The sequence below is a fragment of the Microbacterium sp. 10M-3C3 genome, assembly GCF_003931875.1.
Taxonomy (GTDB): domain Bacteria; phylum Actinomycetota; class Actinomycetes; order Actinomycetales; family Microbacteriaceae; genus Microbacterium.
Window position 1 is genome coordinate 2434194 of the sequence record NZ_CP034245.1, and the last position, 18818, is coordinate 2453011.

Annotated in this window: 20 protein-coding genes; 5 read left to right on the forward strand and 15 right to left on the reverse strand. The window is 72.9% G+C overall.

From position 1 onward, the window contains the following. Positions 1-12: 12 nt before the first annotated feature. The 8 genes from rho to EI169_RS11855 all read right to left on the reverse strand — a co-directional run bounded on the left by rho (position 13) and on the right by EI169_RS11855 (position 10488). The gene (gene rho, locus EI169_RS11820) at positions 13-2040 is read right to left on the reverse strand and encodes a transcription termination factor Rho (protein ID WP_240640426.1); all 2028 of its coding nucleotides are present in this window, start codon (positions 2038-2040) and stop codon (positions 13-15) included. Positions 2041-2211: 171 nt separating this feature from the next. Then, a complete protein-coding gene (thrB, locus tag EI169_RS11825; RefSeq protein ID WP_125132507.1) occupies positions 2212-3168 on the reverse strand; it encodes a homoserine kinase in 957 nt (318 codons plus the stop codon). Further along, complete coding sequence (thrC, locus tag EI169_RS11830; RefSeq protein ID WP_125132508.1) at positions 3165-4250, reverse strand: threonine synthase; 1086 nt, start codon at positions 4248-4250, stop codon at positions 3165-3167. Before thrC ends, thrB begins: the two co-directional genes overlap by 4 nt. A gap of 1 nt (position 4251) precedes the next feature. Then, positions 4252-5592 carry a homoserine dehydrogenase gene (locus EI169_RS11835; protein WP_125132509.1) on the reverse strand — a complete coding sequence of 447 codons (1341 nt, stop codon included), beginning with the start codon at positions 5590-5592 and terminating at the stop codon, positions 4252-4254. Continuing rightward, positions 5589-7034: a diaminopimelate decarboxylase gene (gene lysA / locus EI169_RS11840; protein WP_125132510.1), complete on the reverse strand. Its 1446-nt coding sequence runs from the start codon at positions 7032-7034 to the stop codon at positions 5589-5591. The genes EI169_RS11835 and lysA overlap by 4 nt, the downstream gene beginning before the upstream one ends. 126 nt (positions 7035-7160) lie before the next feature. Next, on the reverse strand, positions 7161-7964 hold the full coding sequence (locus EI169_RS11845; RefSeq protein ID WP_125132511.1) for an LmeA family phospholipid-binding protein: 804 nt from the start codon (positions 7962-7964) through the stop codon (positions 7161-7163). A gap of 2 nt (positions 7965-7966) precedes the next feature. Continuing rightward, on the reverse strand, positions 7967-9631 hold the full coding sequence (argS, locus tag EI169_RS11850) for an arginine--tRNA ligase (protein ID WP_125132512.1): 1665 nt from the start codon (positions 9629-9631) through the stop codon (positions 7967-7969). 44 nt (positions 9632-9675) lie between these two features. Then, the gene (locus tag EI169_RS11855) at positions 9676-10488 is read right to left on the reverse strand and encodes a transglutaminase family protein (protein WP_125132513.1); all 813 of its coding nucleotides are present in this window, start codon (positions 10486-10488) and stop codon (positions 9676-9678) included. A 113-nt stretch (positions 10489-10601) separates the two neighbouring features. On the opposite strand from EI169_RS11855, the gene EI169_RS11860 reads away from it, so the two are divergent. Next, on the forward strand, positions 10602-11444 hold the full coding sequence (locus EI169_RS11860; protein WP_240640428.1) for an SGNH/GDSL hydrolase family protein: 843 nt from the start codon (positions 10602-10604) through the stop codon (positions 11442-11444). On the opposite strand, the gene EI169_RS16625 is transcribed toward EI169_RS11860, so the two are convergent. The 3 genes from EI169_RS16625 to EI169_RS11870 form a co-directional block, all read right to left on the reverse strand. Further along, entirely contained in the window at positions 11425-11583 is a 159-nt protein-coding gene (locus EI169_RS16625; RefSeq protein ID WP_164515493.1) for a hypothetical protein, read from the reverse strand. The two genes, EI169_RS11860 and EI169_RS16625, sit on opposite strands and share 20 nt — an antisense overlap. A gap of 61 nt (positions 11584-11644) precedes the next feature. Next, positions 11645-12826 carry a GAF domain-containing sensor histidine kinase gene (locus EI169_RS11865; RefSeq protein ID WP_125132515.1) on the reverse strand — a complete coding sequence of 394 codons (1182 nt, stop codon included), beginning with the start codon at positions 12824-12826 and terminating at the stop codon, positions 11645-11647. A gap of 90 nt (positions 12827-12916) precedes the next feature. After that, positions 12917-13441: a MarR family transcriptional regulator gene (locus EI169_RS11870; protein WP_125132516.1), complete on the reverse strand. Its 525-nt coding sequence runs from the start codon at positions 13439-13441 to the stop codon at positions 12917-12919. 85 nt (positions 13442-13526) lie between these two features. Between EI169_RS11870 and EI169_RS11875 the strand changes: the two genes are divergently transcribed. The 3 genes from EI169_RS11875 (at position 13527) to EI169_RS11885 (ending at position 14470) form a co-directional block, all read left to right on the forward strand. Next, positions 13527-13856, forward strand: a complete 330-nt coding sequence (locus EI169_RS11875) for a hypothetical protein (RefSeq protein ID WP_125132517.1) — start codon at positions 13527-13529, stop codon at positions 13854-13856. Continuing rightward, a complete protein-coding gene (locus EI169_RS11880; RefSeq protein WP_125132518.1) occupies positions 13856-14191 on the forward strand; it encodes a peptide ABC transporter permease in 336 nt (111 codons plus the stop codon). Before EI169_RS11875 ends, EI169_RS11880 begins: the two co-directional genes overlap by 1 nt. A gap of 87 nt (positions 14192-14278) precedes the next feature. Beyond that, positions 14279-14470, forward strand: coding sequence for a hypothetical protein (locus EI169_RS11885; RefSeq protein WP_125132519.1), 192 nt, complete (start codon positions 14279-14281; stop codon positions 14468-14470). An 8-nt stretch (positions 14471-14478) separates the two neighbouring features. Here the strand turns inward: EI169_RS11885 and EI169_RS11890 are convergent, their stop codons facing one another. Then, entirely contained in the window at positions 14479-15552 is a 1074-nt protein-coding gene (locus EI169_RS11890; RefSeq protein WP_125133456.1) for a crosslink repair DNA glycosylase YcaQ family protein, read from the reverse strand. Positions 15553-15606: 54 nt separating this feature from the next. Then, on the reverse strand, positions 15607-15942 hold the full coding sequence (locus EI169_RS11895; protein WP_125132520.1) for a sugar ABC transporter ATPase: 336 nt from the start codon (positions 15940-15942) through the stop codon (positions 15607-15609). A gap of 198 nt (positions 15943-16140) precedes the next feature. On the opposite strand from EI169_RS11895, the gene EI169_RS11900 reads away from it, so the two are divergent. Continuing rightward, positions 16141-16932 carry an SDR family oxidoreductase gene (locus EI169_RS11900; protein WP_125132521.1) on the forward strand — a complete coding sequence of 264 codons (792 nt, stop codon included), beginning with the start codon at positions 16141-16143 and terminating at the stop codon, positions 16930-16932. A 48-nt stretch (positions 16933-16980) separates the two neighbouring features. Here the strand turns inward: EI169_RS11900 and EI169_RS11905 are convergent, their stop codons facing one another. Next, positions 16981-17418: a hypothetical protein gene (locus EI169_RS11905; RefSeq protein WP_125132522.1), complete on the reverse strand. Its 438-nt coding sequence runs from the start codon at positions 17416-17418 to the stop codon at positions 16981-16983. A 75-nt stretch (positions 17419-17493) separates the two neighbouring features. Further along, a complete protein-coding gene (locus EI169_RS11910; RefSeq protein WP_125132523.1) occupies positions 17494-18807 on the reverse strand; it encodes a hemolysin family protein in 1314 nt (437 codons plus the stop codon). Between the last annotated feature and the right edge of the window lie 11 nt (positions 18808-18818).

Consider the following 18818-nt stretch of genomic DNA (forward strand, 5'->3'; position numbering starts at 1 on the left):
GCTTCGCCGGACTCAGCGGATGCTGTTGTCGTCCCGGTGGCTGTGCCCGCCGCCGTTGCCGTGCGCGGGCGCCGGGATCGACTTCTGCATCTGGACGAGGAACTCGACGTTGGACTGCGTCTCCTTGAGCTTGCCGAGCACGACCTCCAGCGCCTGCTGGGGGTCGAGGCCCGCGAGCGCGCGGCGCAGCTTCCACGTGATCTTGACCTCGTCGGGCGACAGGAGCATCTCCTCGCGACGCGTGGACGACGCGTTGACGTCGACGGCGGGGAAGATGCGCTTGTCGGCGAGCTGACGGCTCAGCCGCAGCTCGCTGTTGCCGGTGCCCTTGAACTCCTCGAAGATGACGTCGTCCATCTTGGACCCGGTCTCCACGAGCGCCGTGGCGAGGATCGTGAGCGATCCGCCGTTCTCGATGTTGCGCGCGGCGCCGAAGAAGCGCTTGGGCGGATACAGCGCCGACGCGTCGACGCCACCGGTGAGCACGCGGCCCGAGGTGGGCGCGGAGATGTTGTACGCACGGCCGAGGCGCGTGATCGAGTCGAGCAGCACGACGACGTCGCGGCCGAGCTCGACGAGCCGCTTCGCGCGCTCGATCGCGAGCTCCGCGACGGTCGTGTGGTCCTCCGCGGGACGGTCGAAGGTCGAGGCGACGACCTCGCCGCGGACGGTCCGCTGCATGTCGGTGACCTCTTCGGGGCGCTCGTCCACGAGCACGACCATCAGGTGCACCTCGGGGTTGTTGTGCGCGATCGCGTTGGCGATCTGCTGCAGCACGATGGTCTTGCCCGCCTTCGGGGGCGCGACGATCAGACCGCGCTGGCCCTTGCCGATGGGCGCGACGAGGTCGATGATGCGCTGCGTCAGCTTCTCCGGCGCGGTCTCCAGGCGCAGGCGCTCCTGCGGGTACAGCGGCGTGAGCCTGCCGAACTCGACCCGGTTCGCCGCATCCTCGACCGACAGGCCGTTGATCGCGTCGACCTTCACCAGCGCGTTGTACTTCTGGCGGCCGGACTGCTCGTTCTCGCGAGGCTGCTTGATGGCGCCCACGACGGCGTCGCCCTTGCGGAGGTTGTACTTCTTCACCTGGCCGAGCGAGACGTAGACGTCGCTCGGGCCGGGGAGGTAGCCGGTGGTGCGGACGAACGCGTAGTTGTCGAGCACGTCGAGGATGCCGGCGACGGGGATGAGGACGTCGTCCTCGCCGATCTCGGTCTCGAACTCGTCACCGGTCTGGTTCTGCCCGCCGCGCCGCTTGTTGCGCTGACGGCTGCGGCCGTTGCCCTGCGCGTCGCCGTTCTGCTGCTCGCGCTCGTTCTCGGCGGCCGGGGCCGCCTGCGGCGCCGCCTTCTCGGCGGTCTGCTGCTCGCCGGCGGCACCGCCGCTGCGGTTGCGGTTGCGGCTGCGTCCGCGCCCACGGCTGCGGCCCGACGTCGCGCCCTCGTCGGCGGTGTCGGTCCCGCCGCCTTCGACGGGTGCCTCAGCGGTCTCGGCCGGCGCCTCGGCGGGGGCGGCCTCGGCGGCTGCGGCCGCCGGCGCGGGCGCCTCGGATGCGGCGGTCTCGGTGGCTTCGGTCGTGTCCTCGGCGGCGGGCGCGGCGGTCGCGTCGGCGGCCGGCGCGGCGGTCTCGGCGGCGGTCTCAGGCGCCGTCTCAGCGGCGGGGGCCTCGGCCGGCGCCTCGGCGGCGACGTCGGAGCTCTTGGCGCGGCGCGGCGCGCGCTTGCGCGGCGCCTTGGCGGGCTTCTCCGCCTCGGCCGGAGCGGTCTCGACCGCCGGCGTCTCAGCGGCGGAAGCGGCCGCCGGCTCGTCGGCGCGAGCCGCCTCGACGGCGTCGGCGGGCGCGTCGGCGGCCGGCGCGGCGTCGCCGGACGCGGCGGCGTCTTGGGGCGGAGCGGTGTCGCCCGCCGCGACGGCGTCGTCGGCCGGGGCGGCGTCCTCGGCCGCGGCGGCGTCGGCGACGGGCGCGGTCGTGTCGGTGGTGGTGGTGGCGTCGTCGCTGTCGGACGGCGCGTCGGTGTGGACCTCGGAGATGGACTCCACGAGTACTCCCTTGTGAAACGGATGATCAGACCCGCGCACGACGCTGTGGTGGATCGGGCGTCGTCCCGTCGACAGGCTTCGGGTTACGCACCGCGATTCACCGGCCGGACGGGCCGTGCGGGTTGCGGATGCGTGCGCTGGTGGTTCGCAGATTTGCGGCGGAGGCCAGACTCACGTTCGGAACGTGGAACCCCCCGCGTTGCCCCTCACTGTACCACCCCGCACATCGACGGCGAGCATGTGCGCCTCCCACGGGGTGTCGACGACAGACGCCGCCAGCCGCGCGGCCTCCAGGCGCCGACCCGGGCCGTCGGCGAGCACGAGGACGCTCGGCCCCGCCCCCGACACGACGGCGGCGAACCCCTCGGCCCGCAGGGCGCGCACGAGCCGATCGGTCTCGGGCATGGCCTGCGCACGGTAGCTCTGGTGCAGCTTGTCCTCGGTGGCGGCCATGAGCAGCTCGGGGCTCTGGGTGAGCGCGGCGATGAGCAGCGCCGACCGCGACACGTTGAACACCGCGTCCTCGCGGGGCACGTGCAGCGGCTGGAGGCTGCGCGCGACGGAGGTCGACATCGTGAACTCCGGGACGAAGACGAGCGGCGCGACACCGCGGTGCACGATGAGCTGCTTGTGCTGCGGCCCGGTCTCGTCCATCCACGCGATCGTCAGGCCGCCGAACAGGGCGGGCGCGACGTTGTCGGGGTGCCCCTCCATCTCGGTCGCCAGGCGCAGGAGCGTCTCGTCGCCGAGCTCGACCTCGGGGGCGAGGAGGCCCTTCGCGGCGAGCAGCCCCGACACGACGGCCGCGCCGGAGGAGCCCATGCCGCGCCCGTGCGGGATGACGTTGTGCGCCCGCAGCCGCAGGCCCGGGAGCGGTCGCCCCACGGCGGCGTAGGCGTGCGCGATCGCGCGCACGACGAGGTTCGACTCGTCGCGCGCGACGGATGCGGCGCCCTCGCCCTCGACGTCGACCTCGACGCCCGGCTCGGCACGCAGCGTCGCCTCGAGCTCGTCGTACACGCTCAGGGCGAGCCCGAGCGTGTCGAAGCCCGGTCCGAGGTTCGCGCTCGTGGCGGGCACGCGCACGACGACCGAGCGCTCGCTCCCGCTGCGGTCGTGTCCGGTCATGCCGCGGTGACGGGGACGAGTCCCAGCACGGAGGCGACCTCGGAGGTCGCCGCATCCACGACCGTCGGCTGCACGTCGGTGCCGTCGGCGTTGCGCAGGGCCCACTGCGGGTCCTTCAGGCCATGACCGGTGACGGTGAGGACGACGCGCGCGCCGGCGGGGATGACGCCCGCCTCGGCGCGGTCGAGCAGGCCCGCCACCGAGATCGCCGACGCCGGCTCGACGAAGATGCCGACCTCGCCCGCGAGGAGCTTCTGCGCGGCGAGGATGCGGGCGTCGTCGATGGCGCCGAAGTAGCCGTCGGTGGCGGCCTGCGCCTCGAGCGCGAGCTCCCACGAGGCGGGGTTGCCGATGCGGATGGCGCTGGCGACCGTCTCGGGGTTGCGCACGACCTCGCCGCGCACGAGCGGGGCGGACCCCTCGGCCTGGAAGCCGAACATGCGGGGAACGCGCGTGGCGACGCCGCGCTCGGCCTCCTCGCGGTAGCCGCGCGAGTAGGCGGTGTAGTTGCCCGCGTTGCCCACGGGGATGATGTGGAAGTCGGGCGCGTCGCCGAGCACCTCCACGACCTCGTACGCCGCCGTCTTCTGGCCCTCGATGCGGTCGGGGTTGACCGAGTTCACGAGGTGCACCGGATAGTGGTCGGCGAGCTCCCGCGCGATCTCGAGGCAGTCGTCGAAATTGCCGCGGATCTGGATCAGGCGGCCGTCGTGGGCGACGGCCTGGCTGAGCTTGCCCATCGCGATCTTGCCCTCGGGCACGAGCACGGCCGCGGTGATGCCCGCGTGCGCGGCATAGGCGGCGGCCGACGCCGACGTGTTGCCCGTCGACGCACAGATGACCGCCTTCGCGCCGTGCTCGACGGCCCGCGAGAGCGCGACGGTCATGCCGCGGTCCTTGAAGGATCCGGTCGGATTCATGCCCTCGAACTTCACCCACACGTCGGCGCCGGTGCGGCGCGAGAGCGCGGGCGCGGGCAGCAGCGGCGTGCCACCCTCGCCGAGGGTGACGACCGTCGAGGCGTCGGTGACCCCGAGCCGATCGGCGTATTCGCGGAGCACTCCGCGCCAGAGGTGGGCCATGTCAGTCTCCTTCCACGCGCAGCACCGACACGACGCGCTCGACGACGCCGCTGTCGGCGAGCCGCTGCACGGTCTCGCTCAGGTCTTGTTCGCGGGCGCGGTGCGTGCCGATGACCAGCCGCGCCGTGCCCTCCTCGTCGGGCCGGACGGCCCCGGCCGCGTCGCTCGATCCCACGACGGTCTGCTCGAGCGTCGCGATCGAGACGCGCCCGTCGCTCAGGATGCCCGCGACCGTCGCGAGCACGCCGGGCCGGTCATCCACTTCGAGGGTGATCTGGTAGCGCGTCGTCACGTGCCCGATCGTCACGATCGGCAGGTTCGCCCGCGTCGACTCCGCCACGCCGAGCCCGCCCGCGATGTGCCGGCGGGCCGCCGACACGACATCGCCGAGCACCGCCGACGCGGTCTGCACTCCCCCGGCTCCGGCGCCGTAGAACATCAGGTCGCCCGCGGCCTCGGCCTCGACGAAGACGGCGTTGTTCGCGCCGTGGACGCTCGCGAGCGGGTGCGAGCGGTCGACGAGCGCCGGGTACACGCGCACCGAGATCGCGTCGCCGCCCTCGCCCGCGCCCTCCAGGCGCTCGCACACCGCGAGCAGCTTGATGACGTAGCCGGCGTGGCGCGCGTCCTCGATCATCTGCGCGTCGATCGCGGTGATGCCCTCGCGGTGGACGGCCTCGAGGGGCACCGTCGTGTGGAACGCGAGGCTCGCGAGGATCGCTGCCTTCTGCGCCGCGTCGTACCCCTCGACGTCCGCGGTCGGGTCGGCCTCCGCGTAGCCGAGGCGCTGAGCGTCGGCGAGGACGTCGGCGAACTCCGCGCCCTCCCGGTCCATGCGGTCGAGGATGTAGTTCGTCGTGCCGTTGACGATGCCCATGATGCGGCGCACGCGGTCGCCGGCGAGCGAGTCGCGGAGGGGGCGGATGATCGGGATCGCGCCGGCGGCGGCGGCCTCGTAGTAGACCTGGGCGCCGACCTGGTCGGCCGCCTCGAAGATCTCGGGGCCGTGCGTGGCCAGGAGAGCCTTGTTGGCCGTGACGACGTCGGCCCCGGCGTTGATGGCCTGGAGCAGCCACGTGCGCGCGGGCTCGATGCCGCCCATGAGCTCGATGACGATGTCGGCACCGACGAGGAGCGGCTCGGGATCGGTCGTGAGCAGTTCGCGGGGCAGCTCGACGTCGCGGGGCGCGTCGAGGTCGCGCACCGCGATGCCGGCGAGTTCGAGCGACGCGCCGGCGCGGTCGGCGAGCTCGGCGCCGTGCTTGAGCAGGAGGGCGGCCACTTGCGAGCCGACCGCGCCGGCGCCCAGGAGCGCGACGCGGAGGCGGCGGTAATCGGTCACGGATGCTCCTGGAATCGCTCGGTCGGCACGGGGGTCGTCGTCCCTTCGATCGGTGCGGCGCCGGTGTCGCGCGCCAGCAGGTCGTCGATGCTCTCGCGGCGGATGAGCACGCGGGCGTCGCCGTCGCGCACGGCCACGAGGGCGGGCCGGGGCGTGTAGTTGTAGGTGCTCGCGAGCGACAGGCAGTACGCGCCGGTGGCGGGGACCGCCAGCAGGTCGCCTGGCGCGACATCGCCCGGAAGGTACTCGGCGTCGACCACGATGTCGCCGGACTCGCAGTGATGGCCGACGACGCGGGCGAGGGCGGGCGCCGCATCCGAGACGCGCGACGCGATGCGCGCGGAGTACTGCGCGCCGTACAGGGCCGGCCGGGCGTTGTCGCTCATGCCGCCGTCGACGCTGACGTACACGCGCGACAGGTCGTCGGAGACGCGGACGGGCTTGACGGTGCCCACCTCGTAGAGCGTGACCCCGGCGGGGCCGACGATCACCCGCCCCGGCTCGAACGCCAGCTCGGGCAGCGGGATGCCGCGGACGGCGCACTGGTCGGCCACGGCGTCGACGATCCCCGCGGCGATCTCCTCGATCGCGCGCGGCGCATCCGCCGCGGTGTAGGCGATGCCGAATCCGCCGCCGAGGTTCAGCAGCGGGATGTCGCCGCCGGCCAGGAGCTCGGCGTGGAGCTCGACCAGCCGTGCCGCCGACGCGCGGAAGCCGTCGGCCTCGAAGATCTGCGAGCCGATGTGGGCGTGCAGGCCCGCGAAGCGCAGGCCCGGGAGGGCCCGGATGCGGGCGACCGCCGCCGGCACGTCGTCGAGCGCGAACCCGAACTTCTGATCCTCGTGCGCCGTGGCCAGGAACGCGTGGGTCTCGGCGTGCACGCCCGTACGGACGCGCACGAGCACCGACTGCACGGCCCCGCGCCGGTCGGCGATCGCGGCGAGGCGCTCGATCTCGATCGGGCTGTCGACGATGACCGTGCCGACGCCGACCTCGACGGCCCTCTCGAGGGCGGGGACGGACTTGTTGTTCCCGTGGTAGCCGAGCGGACGCGCATCCACGCCGGCGGCGAGCGCGACGGCCAGCTCGCCGGCGCTGCACACGTCCACGCGCAGCCCTTCCTCCACCATCCAGCGGACGATGTCGGTGGTCAGGAGCGCCTTGCCCGCGTAGTAGACGCGCGCTCGGCCGCCGTGGCGGGCGGCGGCGGCTTCGAACGCCGCGCGTGTGCGGCGCGCCCGCGCGCGGACCTCGTCCTCGTCCAGCACGTACAGCGGCGTGCCGAACCGGGCGCGCAGCCGCTGCACGTCGACGCCGCCGATCGCGAGCACGCCGTCGCCGTCCCGCTCGGCGCCCGACGGCCACACACCGGCCTGCAGCGCATTGGCGTCGTCGGGGACGACGAGCCCCTCGGGCACGGGCGGAGCGGTCGAGGCGGACACGGGCGGGGACCAATCGGGTGGAGGCGGGTGCCGCGGAGCGGCGACGCCGTCGGCGGAGGGCTCACGCCGGGCGTGGTTGCAGTCTAGCCGGACGCCCTCACCCGCATTCCCGCGTGTGACGCGGCGTCAGCCGCACGTCCCGTTCGCCCGCAGCGCGGGGTCGACGACGACGGCCCCGTCGATGTCGAAGTCCGCGACCACGTGCGGGCCGTCGACCCGCGCGCCGGTGAGAGTGAGCGCGGCCGGCAGGTCGGAGGCGACGCACACGCTCCACGTGCGCAGGACTGCATCCGCGATGCCGCCGAACCGGGCCCGCAGCGCGTCGGCGTCCACGCGTGCTCCCGCCACGTCGAAGGACGCCGGTGTGAGCGTCAGCGCACCGCCCTCCGCGCCGGGAGCGAGCGCGAGGCCGACCGGCACGGCGGCGCCGAAGACGGACAGCTCCGTGGACACGGTGACGTCGGGGGCGGCGAGGCCGACGGTGTCGGCCGGGAAGCCGTCGATCCCCGCCAGCAGCGCACGCAGCTGATCCTGATCGAGCCGCACGGTCGCCGTGCCGGGGCCTGCGGCCGCGTCGGCGGAGAGCGGCACCTGCGCGAGCCGCACCGACACGTCGCCCGCGACCGGCCCGAGGGCGACGTCGTCCGATGCCACCTCGACGGCGTCGAGGCGCCCCGACAGCAGCTGCGGGATGACGAGCCCGGGCACCTCGACATCCACCTGCTGGTCGGCGGGGAGACCGAGCTGCGAGACCACGAGCTGGCGGACGCCGACCTGCACGACGGCGCGCGCGACGGCCTCCGCGCCGACGGCCGCACCCAGGATGAGCACGACGACGAACACGAGCGTGACGATCCACGGCCACGCCCGGCGGCGGCGCGGCTCGGGCCGGTACTCGGTGAACCCGAAGGGCAGCGCGTCGCCGGCCATGGTCACATCCGCTCGGGCGCGCCGACGCCGAGCAGTGTCAGTCCGTTGCGCAGCACCTGCCCGGTCGCGTCGTTGAGCCACAGGCGCGTGCGGTGCAGGTTCGTGACCGGCTCGTCCCCGAGCGGGATCACCCGGCAGTTGTCGTACCAGCGGTGATACAGACCCGCGAGCTCCTCCAGGTAGCGCGCGACGCGGTGCGGCTCCCGCACCTCGGCGGCGAACGCCACGACGCGGGGGAACTCCTGCAGGGCGCCGAGGAGCGCCGACTCGGTCTCGTGCGTGAGCAGCTCGGGCGCGAACTCCGAGCGATCCACGCCGGATGCGGCGGCGTTGCGCGCCACGTTGTGCGTGCGCGCGTGCGCGTACTGCACATAGAAGACCGGGTTGTCGTTCGTCCGCTTCTGCAGCACGTCGAGGTCGACGTCGAGGTTGGAGTCGGCCGAGCTGCGCGTGAGCGCATAGCGCGCCGCATCCACGCCGACGATCTCGACGAGGTCCTCCATCGTGACGACCGTGCCGGCGCGCTTGGACATCCGCACCGGCTGACCGTCCTTGACGAGGTTCACGAGCTGGCCGATGAGGATCTGCAGGTTCACGTAGGGCTCGTCGCCGAACGCCGCGCACATCGCCATGAGCCGCTGCACGTACCCGTGGTGGTCGGCGCCGAGCATGATGATGCAGCGGTTGAAGCCGCGCTCGCGCTTGTCGAGGTAGTAGGCGAGGTCGCCGGAGATGTAGGCGGGCTTGCCGTCGGATTTGATGACGACGCGATCCTTGTCGTCGCCGAACTCCGTCGAGCGCAGCCACGTGGCGCCGTCGGCCTCGTAGATGTGGCCGAGCTCGCGCAGGCGCTGCACCGCGCGCTCGACGGCACCCGATTCATGCAGGTCGTTCTCGTGGAAGTAGACGTCGAAGTCGACGCCGAACTGATGCAGCGACTGCTTGATCTCGTCGAACATGAAGTTCACGCCGAGCTCGCGGAACGCCTCCTGCTTGGCGTCGCCGTCGAGGGCGTCGATGTCGCCCTCATAGGCGAGCGCGACGCGGCGCGCGATGTCGCCGATGTAGGCGCCGCCGTAGCCGTCCTCGGGGGTGGGCCGGCCCTCGTGGGCGGCGACGAGGCTGCGTGCGAAGCGGTCGATCTGCGCACCGTGGTCGTTGAAGTAGTACTCGCGCGTGACCTGCGCGCCCTGCGCGGCGAGGATGCGGGCGAGGGAGTCGCCGACGGCCGCCCACCGGGTGCCGCCGAGGTGGATCGGCCCCGTCGGGTTGGCGCTGACGAACTCGAGGTTGATGACCTCGTCGCGGCGCGAATCGTTCGTGCCGAAGGCGGCGCCCTGCTCGACGATCGTCTTCGCGAGGGCACCGGCGGCCGCCGCCTCCAGGCGGATGTTGATGAAGCCCGGACCGGCGACCTCGACACTCGCGATCCCGTCGACGGCGGTGAGGCCCGCGGCGATCTCGTCGGCGAACTCGCGCGGCGGCGCGCCCACCTTCTTGGCGAGCTTCAGCGCGGCGTTGGACGCCCAGTCGCCGTGGTCACGGTTCTTCGGCCGCTCCAGGGGAAGGTCGGCGACGGTGAGCCCCGCGCTCGCCCCCTCTCGTCGCGCCTCTGCGATCGGCGTCACGACGGCGAGCAGGGCGGCGGAGAGGGCTTCGGGATCCATAACCGCACCATTCTACGGGCGGTGCGGCTCCGGCCCCGCCGTGCTCAGGCGATCTGGACGAGCGCGACGTGGTCGTCGGCGGAGGATGCCGCGTCCCCCGCATCCGGATCCACCCACGCGTCCACGCGCAGCCGTGTCAGCCCGACGTGACCGCCGTGGTAGCTGAGGAACGCGCAGTCGGCCGCATCGCGCCCGGTCGCGATGCGCACGAGCGAGCGGCGGTCGGACAGGCGCGTGGCGTCGACGACGTACCACGCGCCGTCGACGAACGCCTCGGCGACCGCGTGGAAATCCATCGGCTCGAGCCCGGGCGCGTAGCACGCGGCGTAGCGCGCCGGCACGTCCATCGCCCGCAGCAGCGCGATCACGACGTGCGCATAGTCGCGGCACACCCCCTGACCCGTCATGAGCGTCGTCACGGCGCTGTCGGTGCCGAGGCTCAGCCCCGGCGTGTAGGTGACGCTCGCGGCGACGAACGACGACACCGCCTCGACGAGCTCGAACCCCGACAGCCCGCGGAACTGGCGGCGCGCCTGCGCGAACACCTCGTCGGACTGGCAGTAGCGGCTCGGACGCAGGTACGTGATCGTCTCTAGGTCGCTCGTGCGCCCCGGCGCCGCCGGACCGGACACCGTCGCGCGGTACCGCACCTCCAGCGGGCCGGGCTCGCCGAGGAAGCGGTGCAGCCGGCTGCCGGACTGGTCCACGATCTCCGTCGCGGTGTACACCCGATCGCCCTGCGTGAACGTCAGCTGCTCCTCGCCCAGCGGCACCGGCTGCGCCGTCGCGATCTGGAAGACGAGGTCGACGGAGGCCGCGAGTTCGAGGTCGAGCTCGGCGGTCACGAGGCGCTGCACCGGGATATCCTCGCACGCGCTCGAGTGGCCTCGGCGCGGACCCGGAGCACCGTTCTCCCCCGGTCGGAGCAGCCGATGCGGAGGGTGCGAACGACGTGACATACACTCTGCGCGTGAGGACGCCCGATCCCGCCCGCCCGCGCCGCCCGCGCTGGCCTTTCGCCGTGCTGGCGCTGGCCATCGTGGCGATCTGCGCGTTCGCCGCGTGGCGGCCGTGGGCGCCCACCCCGGCGCCCGCCCGCGTGGCCGCCGCGGCGGCCTCCGACCCCGCGATCGCGCCGGCCCCGCTCGCGTTGCCGGATCAGCCGCGGGTGCTCATCTTCGGCGACTCGTGGACGTACGGCTCCGCCGCATCGGACCCCACCCTCGGCTACGCCTACGTGCTGGGCGACCTCATGGGGTGGCAGGACGTGCGCGTCGACGGCGTCCGGGGCAGCGGCTACCTCAAGCCGGGCATCGACGGCGGCTCGTTCGGCGACCGCATCGCGGCGCTCGACCCGACGTGGACACCGGACCTCGTCATCGTCGAGGGCTCCATCAACGACCGTCGCCTGCCCGCGGCCGGCTACCGCACCGCGGTGACCGCGGCGTGGGACACGCTGGCAGCCACCTATCCCGGGGCCGCCGTGGTCATCATGGGCCCCGCTCCGCAGGTCCTCCCGGTCGAGCCGGCCACGGCGCGCATCGATCGCGATCTCGCCGAGCTCGCGGCGGCGCGCGGATGGTGGTACGTCTCGCCCCTCGCCGACGCGTGGATCACGCCCGACAACTACGCCCGCGTGATCGACTCGAGCGACATCGGCCGCGACCATCCGTCGACGGCCGGCCACACGTATCTCGCCGAGCGCCTCGCCGCGGTGCTGCGCGAGCTGGCCGCGCCCGCGGACGTGGTCGCCGACGGCGGGGACGGCGGCTCCGCCGCGCGCGACCCCGAGGTCACACCTGCCGACGGATGAAGCGCATGAGCCACGCGATCACCGCGAGGACCAGGATCACGAGGCCGACCCACAGCAGGAACTTCACCGCCTGGACGAAGATGCCCAGCAGCAGCAGGACGACACCGACGACGAGCAGGATGAGCGCGATCACGGGCATGACCCCAGCCTGCCCGCGGGTCGCCGCGGTCGACAGGGCTTGACAGGCGCGCCGGCGCCGGTCAGGACGCTTCCGGCTTCGGCAGGACGAGCCACACGCTCGTGCCGCCCAGCGGCGAGGTCTCGATGCCCATCCGTCCGCCGTGCGCCTCCGCGATGCGACGGCACGTGGAAAGACCGATGCCGAGCCCCGGCACCTCGTCGGCCGTCGCACGCTCCATGAGCTCGAACACGCGCTCGCGCTCGGCGGCCGGGATGCCCGGGCCGTTGTCGTCGACGGTGATGCGCCATCCCCCGAACAGGGCGTGGCCGCGCACCACGACGTGCGGCTTCGTGCCGGCGGCGTGCGTGAACTTCAGCGCGTTCGCCACGACGTTCTGCAGGAGGACCCGCAGCAGGGTCTCGTCGCCCACGACCGCGGTGTCGCCCTCGACGTCGACGACCGCCCCGCTCTCCTTGATCGCGGCGTCGAGGTCGTCGGTCACGGCGGCCACGACAGCGCGCAGGTCGACGTCCTCGTGGCGCACGGCGGCACCGCCGATGCGCGCGTAGTCGAGCAGGTCCGTGATCATCGTCGCCATGCGGGCCGCGGCGGACTCGGCACGGGCGAGCGCGTACGCCGCGCGCGGGGCGTGCGCGAGCTCGGGGCTGTCGGCCGCAAGCTCGATGAAGCCGGACAGCGCGGTGAGAGGGTTGCGGAGGTCATGGCTGACCTGGCCGGCGAAGTTCTCCAGCTGGGCGTTGGCGTCTTCGAGCTCGCGCGTCAGTCGCCGCAGCTCGAGCACGTCGACCACCTGCCCGGCGAGCAGCCGCAACCCTTCGCTCTTCTCCGGGCTCAGCTCTCCCGCGGTCTCGTCGAAGACGCACAGAGTGCCGATCGGGACGCCGGTGGGCGTGATGAGCGGGCTGGAGGCGTAAAAGCGGACGTGGGCGATCTCGCCCGTCACGAAGGGGTTCCCCTTGAAGCGCTCGTCCTCGCTCGCGTCGCGGACGACGACGTGGCCGGGCTTCTGGAACACCCGGGCGCACATCGAATCCTCGCGCGAGCAGACGGCCGGCTCGAGCCCGACCGCCGCGATCTGGTGCTGGAAGCGGTCGTCGATGATGTTGATGACGGCGGTCGACACGCCGCATACGGTGGCCGCGAGCTGCACCAGCCCCTGCAGGTCGACGGTCGGCGGCTCGTCGATGAGCCGGTACTGCGCGATCGCCTCGAGGCGCGTCACGTCCTGAACGTTGGTCACTGAGCTCCCTCGCGATCGCAGGATCGCGTTCAGGATATCGACGCGCACGCGTGCGGGGCGCGCCGCGGGGCCGCGGACGCGGCGGGCGTCTCAGCCGGCCGCGCGCAGGCCCGCGGCCGGGTCGACCTCGTCCACGGCGGCGGCGACCCGCTCGAGGAATCCGACGATCGCGTCGGCCTCGGCATCGGAGAGGCCGGCCGTGGCCGCCATCATGCGCTCGTGCATGTCGCCGAGCTGCGCGCGCACGGCCGCGGCGGCGACCTCCGTGGAGCGCAGCGACACGCTGCGGCGGTCGGCGGCGCTGCGCATGCGCTCGACATGGCCGAGGCGCTCGAGGCGATCGAGCAGCGACGTTGTCGAGGCGGTGGAGATCCCGACGTGTCGTGCGATGTCGGTGGGCGTGACCTGCTCGCCGCGCCCCTCCGAGCGGATGAGGAAGCGCAGCGCGGTCATCTCGTTGTCGCCCATGTGCATGGCCTCCCGCGTGCGGCGACGCATGTCCGTCTCCGCCAGGTGATACAGGCGCAGCGCGTGCAGCACCCGCCGCCCGCGGTCGGCGTCGACCCCGGCTCCGTACCAATACGTCTGCGCTTTCACCACCGCCATGTTCTTCATCTTGACATCTTGTTCGGCTAATAGCTAGTCTGCCTAGTAATATCGCACTGAAGCAACCAGGCTGGCGAGAGAACGGGGACCGACGATGGCTTATCTCTTCTACGGAAACGGCGTCGAGCCGATCGAGATGCCCGACCGCCTCCTCGCGCACCTCAAGGTCGTCGTCGCGACGAAGCTGCGCCGCGGCGAGAGCTTCACCCTCTCGTGGCGCCATCCGCACGAGGCCGGACGTACGACGATCTGGCTCCAGCCGGCCATCCCCCTCCGCTTCGTCTTCTCGTCGTCCGAGCCGGAGATCCTCGACCCCGCGTGGTTGAAGGAGCTGGCCAACGCCGCGAACTCGTCGCGCGGCCTCAACGTCGACCTCGCCGAGCCCGTGGCGGCCGACGCGCGCGCCCCCCTGCAGGCGGCGTGATGACCGCCCTGCTCCCGCTCGAGGCCCCCGCGAGCGGACTGCGGTGGACGGAGGTCGAGCACGGCTTCCACGTCGCCCATCGCGGTGACGCCTTCGCCGGCTACGTGGACACGACGCCGGACGGATCGTTCGTGTCGTTCGACGAGTTCTCCACCCCCATCGGCCGCTACGAGACCCTCGCCTCAGCGCAGCGGTCGCTGCGCTCCACGACCTCGCCCGCCAACGCGCGCGCGCGACACCGGATGCAGCGCGTGCGCCGCCATGCCGCCGTCGCCGCCGGCGGGGTCGCCGGTGTGCTGCTGCTGACCGCGGGGGTCCTCGCCCCGTACCTGTGAGCCGGGAGCGTCTTCGCGGCCATGTCAAGACCGTGAGGAACCAGCGGCGCGCGACGTAGCGTGCACTCGAACCCCAAGGAGGCGGTCATGAGCGACAACGAAACGAACGAGGCTCGCGAGCGGGACGCATCCGGCGCGTACACGGACGCGGATCCCTCGGGTCGGCACCGCGACGAGCCGGGCGAGTACACCGACGTGGAGCGCGCCGACGGCACCGTGCACAAGCACGTCGAAGAGGGCGAGCCCGAGGGCCAGTACACCGACACCGACCCGGCGTGACCTGAGCCTCAGGGCATCACGACGGGAGCTCCGAGCCACGCGCCGAGGTCGTCGACCTCGGCGCGGAGGATGTCCCGCTCTTCGGGCTCGAGGGGTGCGAACTCGTGCACTGCGCGGACGCGCAGCACGTCCGCGTCGCGGTCGTGCTCGGCGTCGAGCATGCCGACGAAGCGGTCGCCCATGAGGATGGGGTGGGCGAAATACCCGTAGCGGCGTTCGGACGCGGGCTTGAACTGCTCGAGGACGTACGCGAAGCCGAAGATCTCCGCGAGGCGCGGACGGTCGAACAGCAGCGAGTCGTAAGGGTTCAGCAGCGCTACCCGGCCGTCGACCTCCTCATCGAGCGCCGCGAGCGCATCGGGGTCGACGCGCCACGCCCACCGCGACCCTTCGACCGTCGCCGGCTCGCCGGCCTCACCGACGGGGGTCCACGGGGATCGGCGTTTGGCGAGGCCCGCCGCCTGGAGCCGCCGCTCCTCCAGCAGGCGCGCGGCGTCGTCCGGCTCGTACTGCGGCAGGTCAGGCGGGTAGACCCGTTCGGCGAGATCCCACCGGCGGGTCCGGCCGTCGCGGCCGCAGACCGCGACGAGGCCCTGCCGCTGGAGGAACTCGAGCATGTGCGGCACCTGGTTCGCACCCGACCAGCCGTCGGGCGGGCGCGACACCTGCGCGGTGTCGGGGATGTCGGCAGCCGTCAGCGGCCCGTCGGGGCGCAGCCGGGCGAGGACGTCGCGACGGAAGCGGTCGTTCGCGGCGAGCCACTGCCTGCTGCTCTCCCGCTGCGGCCACTGCCGCATCGCCGGGAGCATCAGGGGCAGCAGCGACATGGGGCGGAAGGCACCGTCGAACTCGAAGAGCAGGCGGTCGCCCGCCACGGCCTTGCGCAGCTGTCCCGGCTCGTACGACCAGCCGATGCGCGACCACAGCACGGTGTGCTCGCACGGCGCGATCGTCGCGGTGGGGTCGATCTTGACGTAACCCAGTTGCTCGGCCACCTCGACGACGTCGCCGGGGCGGTCGGCGTCGAGGAGCTGCGCGCGGACGACGATGCGCCGAGCCTGGGCGGCGGTCAGGTGATGCACCACGCCTCGAGGCTAGCGACGGGCGCCCCCGGCTCGACCGGCCGGGGCGTCCGATCACAGGTCCTCGGGAGCGAGGTCGCCCTGACCGTCCTCTCCCAGATCGGCGATGACCGGGTCATCGCCCTGCGATTCCGGCTGCTGCCATCCCGCCGCGAGGTCTTCGGCGGGGATCTCGTCATCCGGCGCCTCGAGGTGCGCAGGGTCGTCCCCCGTCGCGGTGGCAGGGTCGAGCTCGTCGAGCGAGGCGCCCTCGTCCAGAGCGGTCGTCCGGTCCCATTCGGCCTGGGCGGGGTCGGCCGCCGGGTCGGGCTCGATGGAGGTGTCGCCGTCGCGCAGGGGCTGCACGCCGGCGGCGTCGGTCGTGGCGGGCGTGTCGCGGGAGTCGCTCATGCGGGATCCTTCGGTCGGGGGACGTCCATCCCACACGCCGGCCGCTGCGCACGCGCGACCCTTGACAGACCGCGGCGCGCTGTCAACCCCGATGAACTATCGCGCGGGGTGGGGTCGCATCGACGCGTCACCCCGACCGTGAAAGGCACCCCATGAGCCAGCCCGCCCAGCAGCAGCCCGTCCGGCACCGATCGCGAGATGGACCCGCCGCCCGACTATGGCGTCGACAGCTACCGCGGCTCGGGTCGCCTCACGGGCAAGGTCGCCCTCATCACGGGAGGCGACAGCGGCATCGGCAAGGCGGTCGCGCTCGCCTTCGCCCGCGAGGGCGCCGACGTGGCCATCAGCTACCTCGACGAGCACGACGACGCCGAGGAGTCGCGGCGGTTCGTCGAGGACGCCGGCCGGCGCGCGATCCTCCTGCCCGGCGACATCGCGGATGCGGCGCATTGCCGCGCCCTCGTCGAGCGGACGGTGAGCGAGCTGGGCGGCCTCGACATCCTCGTGAGCAATGCGGCCTTCCAGATGGACCATCCCACGCTCGAGGAGATTTCCGACGACGAGTGGGACCGCACGTGGGCGACGAACGTCAGCGCCTACTTCCACCTCGTGAAGGCCGCACTGCCCCATCTGAAGGAGGGGGCCTCGATCATCGGCTCGTCGTCGGTGAACTCCGACCAGCCCTCGCCGACGCTGCTCCCCTATGCGGCCACGAAAGCCGCGATCGCGAACATGACGGCCTCGCTCGCGCAGCTTCTCGCCGAGCGCGGCATCCGCGCGAACTCCGTCGCCCCCGGGCCGGTGTGGACGCCGCTCATCCCCGCGACGATGCCGCCAGAGAAGGTCGAGAGCTTCGGCCAGCAGGCGCCCCTGGGACGGCCCGCGCAACCGGCGGAGCTCGCGCCGGTCTACGTCCTGCTGGCATCGGATGAGGCCAGCTACGTCTCCGGTGCACGCATCGCCGTCACCGGCGGCACGCCCATCCTGTGAGGCCGGCCGGCGGCCGATCAGGTCGAGATCGGCCGCCGGCCTTGCGCGTCAGTCCTCGCTCGCGAGCGGTGTGGCACGCGGGTCGGCCGACGTGGGCAGGTCGTCGAAGGGCGCGACGACGACCATGCCCTCGGCCGCCTCGATGAGGACGGGGTCATCGGTGACGAGGACATCCGCCTGCAGCCGGGCGACCGCGAGGTACTCGGCGACGCCGATCCGCTCCCACCCTTGTTCGACCGCGATGTCCCAGGCTGCCGCGCGCGACACCCGGTCGCCGAGGAGGCGGATCGGCAGCTGCGCGAGCCGGTCGAGCAGCTCCCGCACGTCCGCGCGCGCCAAGCGGGCGCCGCGGGCCTCCCGATAGAGCGCGTCCAGGACGTCCGATCGCAGCACGGCCGGGCCGACCAGGCGATGGGGCTCGGCGACGGTCCGGCCCTCCCGGATGAGGCGGTGCGCGGTTGCGGCGTCGATGGCGAAGCGCGTCATGCGCTCATCCTGCCCGCACCCGCCGACACGCTGAGCCAGCGGACCCGGGGCGTCCCCCGCATGCGCGCGTCCGCGTCACGGACCAGGGGCAGCCGCGGCGTCCGCCGACTCGGCCGGGCGCGCCGACACGCGCAGCTCGGCGATGCGGCGGCGGTCCATCTGCGTCACCTGCAGCACGGCGCCCTCGACCTCGACGGTGTCGCCCACGCGCGCGAGGCGCCCGAGGCGCTCCACGACGAACCCCGCGACGGTGTCCGAGCTCCCGCGCGGCAGGGCGAGGCCGGTCGCTTCCTCGAAGTCCTGGAGGTTCAGGCGTCCGTCGACGAGGCCCCCCTCGGCCGTGAGATGCCCGGGCGCCGAATCGGTGTCGTACTCGTCGAAGATCTCGCCGACGACCTCCTCCACGAGGTCTTCGAGGCTGACGATGCCGTCGGTGCCGCCGTACTCGTCGACGACGACGGCGATCTGCTGCCCCGCCGCGCGCATGCCCGTGAGGGTCGGCAGCACGCGGGCGGTGGACGGCAGGTACGTGATGCTGCGGACGATCGTCGCGAGCCGCGCCTGCGGGTCGGAGGCCGCGGCCTCCAGCACGTCGCGCACGTGCACGAAGCCCGTGATGTCGTCGATCGACTGGTCGACGACGGGATATCGCGAGTACGGCAGGTCGCGGATGCGGTCGGCGGCCTCGCCGATCGTGCTCTGCCCGTCGAGCGCCTGCACCTCCGGGCGTGGGCGCATGACCTCGCTGATCTGGCGATCGCGCAGCGAGAGTACGTCGTCAAGGATGCGTCGTTCGTCCTCGGGCAGGCCCTGATGGCTGGAGACGATGTCGCGCAGTTCGTCGTCGCTGAGCTCCTCGCCGGTCTTGTCCGGGTCGCCGCCGAGCAAACGCACGAGAGCGTTGGTCGACACCGACAGCAGCCAGATGACCGGCTTCATCAGACGCGCGAAGCCGTTCAGCGGCGGAGCCACCGCATACGCGAACGCCGCGTTGCGCTGGATCGCGAGCCGCTTGGGCACGAGCTCGCCGAGCACGAGCGACAGATAGGCGATGACGAGGGTCAGCGCCACCGTGGCGACGGCGGAGGACACCTCGCGCGACCAGCCCCACGATTCGAAGAGGGGGGCGACGGCCGGCGCGATGGACGAGGCGCCGTAGGCCGCGGAGGCGAAGCCGGCGACGGTGACCCCGATCTGCACCGCCGAGAGGAAGGTGTTGGGGTTGCGCGCGAGGTCGGCGACCTTCTGGCCCCGCCTGCCGCGGGCCGCGAGGGCGTTGATCTGGCTCTCTCGGAGAGTGACGAGGGCCATCTCCGTCGCGGCGAAGACGCCGCCGACCAGGACGAACACGACGACGAGCGCGATGTTCAGGAGGAGGTCGCCGCTCATCGCCGGGCTCC

Bases quoted from the DNA above. Each gene is read 5' to 3' on its own strand.
- EI169_RS11880 (WP_125132518.1), top strand. From the start codon at position 13,856: ATGACCGCCCTGCTCCCGCTCGAGGCCCCCGCGAGCGGACTGCGGTGG.
- EI169_RS11900 (WP_125132521.1), top strand. From the start codon at position 16,141: ATGGACCCGCCGCCCGACTATGGCGTCGACAGCTACCGCGGCTCGGGT.
- EI169_RS11885 (WP_125132519.1), top strand. From the start codon at position 14,279: ATGAGCGACAACGAAACGAACGAGGCTCGCGAGCGGGACGCATCCGGC.
- EI169_RS11870 (WP_125132516.1), bottom strand. From the start codon at position 13,441: ATGAAGAACATGGCGGTGGTGAAAGCGCAGACGTATTGGTACGGAGCC.
- EI169_RS11895 (WP_125132520.1), bottom strand. From the start codon at position 15,942: ATGAGCGACTCCCGCGACACGCCCGCCACGACCGACGCCGCCGGCGTG.
- EI169_RS11910 (WP_125132523.1), bottom strand. From the start codon at position 18,807: ATGAGCGGCGACCTCCTCCTGAACATCGCGCTCGTCGTCGTGTTCGTC.
- thrC (WP_125132508.1), bottom strand. From the start codon at position 4,250: ATGGCCCACCTCTGGCGCGGAGTGCTCCGCGAATACGCCGATCGGCTC.
- argS (WP_125132512.1), bottom strand. From the start codon at position 9,631: ATGGATCCCGAAGCCCTCTCCGCCGCCCTGCTCGCCGTCGTGACGCCG.
- EI169_RS11845 (WP_125132511.1), bottom strand. From the start codon at position 7,964: ATGGCCGGCGACGCGCTGCCCTTCGGGTTCACCGAGTACCGGCCCGAG.
- EI169_RS11905 (WP_125132522.1), bottom strand. From the start codon at position 17,418: ATGACGCGCTTCGCCATCGACGCCGCAACCGCGCACCGCCTCATCCGG.
- EI169_RS11875 (WP_125132517.1), top strand. From the start codon at position 13,527: ATGGCTTATCTCTTCTACGGAAACGGCGTCGAGCCGATCGAGATGCCC.
- thrB (WP_125132507.1), bottom strand. From the start codon at position 3,168: ATGACCGGACACGACCGCAGCGGGAGCGAGCGCTCGGTCGTCGTGCGC.
- EI169_RS16625 (WP_164515493.1), bottom strand. From the start codon at position 11,583: ATGCCCGTGATCGCGCTCATCCTGCTCGTCGTCGGTGTCGTCCTGCTG.